This window comes from Dysosmobacter sp. HCP28S3_G4, from assembly GCF_052065175.1.
In the GTDB taxonomy this organism is placed as follows: domain Bacteria; phylum Bacillota; class Clostridia; order Oscillospirales; family Oscillospiraceae; genus Oscillibacter.
In genome coordinates, this window is the sequence record NZ_JBQHUP010000091.1 from 1 (window position 1) to 2,154 (window position 2,154).

Consider the following 2,154-nt stretch of genomic DNA (forward strand, 5'->3'; position numbering starts at 1 on the left):
CGTGCATTTTCTTCTGGGGTACGATTCTTTCTGGCCATATGTAATACCTCCGATGTGGTGCTTCTATTCTACACCACATCGGAGGTTTACACAAAATTTGGGATGGTCTCCTGTGGGATTCCAATTCCATTATCTTCTACAGATAAAATCACCTGATTATGTTTCTGCGCCGTAGAAAAGCGCAACGATGGTTGGTCCGTCCGATACTTTACCGCATTGCTGATAATTTGATTCAGAATGAATCGTATCCACTTATCATCCATATAGGCGATTTTTCCGTCATCCTCTACCTCAACCGCCACACGGTTTTTGCGTAGGAGGTATTTACTGTCTGCGATTGCATCATGGATCACATCGCTAAGCCGTATCTCACGGACGGTATAATCTTTTTCCGTATGCTCACTTCGGGCATAGTAAAGGGCTTGCTCTGTAAAACGGTTTATATTTTCGACCTCTACCAGTAGCTCTCTGGTAAACTCTGAACGATTATTTTCACAGATCAGCTTCATGGCAGTAATCGGAGTTTTGACCTCATGGATCCATTGCTCGATATATTCCTTGTATTCTTGCCGTTCTCTCTGGACTTCACCGATCTTTTCCAGCATAGACTTCTCGGCCATTTTCAAAATCTGATAAAAGACCTGTTCATCGGCTCTTTCCGGCATGGCCATCACTTCGGGCATCAGATATTTTTCACCCAACTGTTCGGCCATTGCCAACAGCGTTTCACAGTGTCTTTTTTGTATGGAGAAAGAGACCGTCAGATAGCAAACTACAACCACAATCCAGACCAAAGCAATCAAGGAAATGGCTTGACGGGATGTCCCGGTGGTTATCAAGAATAATGCAAGTGCCAATACCCCTAAAAGGTTCAGCAGAAGCACGGGCAGTTGATTTTTCAGATATTGTTTGCCGCTCATAGTGTATACCCCTGCCTGTGTTTTGTTTTAATGAAGTCGTGCAGACCAATGTGATCCAATTTATTCCGAATGCGAGTGATATTGACACTGAGGGCATTGTCATCAATGTAGAGTTGATTATCCCAAAGATAATCTACAATATCATTTCTGGAACAAATTTTACCGGCGTTCCGAAAAAGGTAGTAAAGGACTTTCAATTCGTTTTTTGTCAATTCTGCTTTCTGCCCTTTATATTCAATCATGCTGCTTTCCAGGTGTAGCGTTGCATCATTCCATGTCAATGTCTCGGATTGTCCAGAAGCGTACACCCACCGCAAGAGAGCGGCGGTTTTGGCAAGTAAAATTGCCGTATTATATGGTTTTGTGATAAAGGCATCACCGCCAAGCATAATGCTGTTCAACTCGTCCATATCGGTGTTGCAGCTTGTCACAAAGATAATCGGAACATTGGAAATATAGCGCATATAGTAACATTCCAAGGGAAAAGTATGAAATATACAATGTAACTGGGTGATGCTATATGGCGAACATCAAAGATTGCCCCGGTTTTGAAACTTTCGGTGCCGATGTAAAAGCCGCACGGAGTGCAAAGCATCTGTCGCGTAAGACATTGGCGGAGATCATCAACATCGACTCTAGGTATCTCGCAAATATCGAGAACGATGCTACGATTCCCAGTCTGCCGGTTATCATACAGCTTATCAAAGTGTGCGGACTTCCCGTGGAACGGTACTTCAATCCAGAGATTATGCGGGAGGAAAGCGCACAGAGACAGCGTATCAGCCACAAACTGAAACTTTGTCCAGAGCAGTATTTGACCGTCATCGAAGGTGCGCTTGACGGGGCGCTAAAAACTGAAAAATCAGCAGATGAAACGGAGGGTGTATAAGCATCCTCTGTTTTCGTTTCTCCAGGGCGGCTCTGCCGCCCTTTTCTTTTTGAAAAATCCAGGATTTTGCGGGCAGATGAAGGTGTTTCCGGCATTGTATTTACGGGGGAAGGAGCGTAGAGCAAGCACAGCAAGTGTGGCCACACTTGCGAATTTTGGTTTTTGGGAATCCCTTACCCCTAAACACAAAATTGCTTGTTGGGAGACTCCCAAACCCTTATACAGTGGAGTGGTATGGAGTGGTACCCTTTAAGTGCAGTCGCAAATTCCCCAAAAATCTGTTAAAGTGAAAAACAAAGATGGAGGGGATCACAATGGGAAAGTACAGCAAGGAATTCAAGGAAG

Annotated in this window: 3 protein-coding genes; 1 reads left to right on the forward strand and 2 read right to left on the reverse strand. The window is 44.2% G+C overall.

Annotated features, from left to right (window positions below; genetic code table 11):
* Nucleotides 1-86: 86 nt before the first annotated feature.
* Complete coding sequence (locus ACTNBU_RS12475) at nt 87-920, reverse strand: sensor histidine kinase (protein WP_441034412.1); 834 nt, start codon at nt 918-920, stop codon at nt 87-89.
* Entirely contained in the window at nt 917-1,384 is a 468-nt protein-coding gene (locus ACTNBU_RS12480; protein ID WP_441034414.1) for a response regulator transcription factor, read from the reverse strand. The genes ACTNBU_RS12475 and ACTNBU_RS12480 overlap by 4 nt, the downstream gene beginning before the upstream one ends.
* 56 nt (nt 1,385-1,440) lie before the next feature.
* On the opposite strand from ACTNBU_RS12480, the gene ACTNBU_RS12485 reads away from it, so the two are divergent.
* Nucleotides 1,441-1,809, forward strand: a complete 369-nt coding sequence (locus ACTNBU_RS12485; RefSeq protein ID WP_119345209.1) for a helix-turn-helix domain-containing protein — start codon at nt 1,441-1,443, stop codon at nt 1,807-1,809.
* Nucleotides 1,810-2,154 lie beyond the last annotated feature (345 nt).

Excerpts from the sequence above, each read along its gene's own strand:
- ACTNBU_RS12475 (WP_441034412.1), bottom strand. The coding sequence starts at position 920 with ATGAGCGGCAAACAATATCTGAAAAATCAACTGCCCGTGCTTCTGCTG.
- ACTNBU_RS12480 (WP_441034414.1), bottom strand. The coding sequence starts at position 1,384 with ATGCGCTATATTTCCAATGTTCCGATTATCTTTGTGACAAGCTGCAAC.
- ACTNBU_RS12485 (WP_119345209.1), top strand. The coding sequence starts at position 1,441 with ATGGCGAACATCAAAGATTGCCCCGGTTTTGAAACTTTCGGTGCCGAT.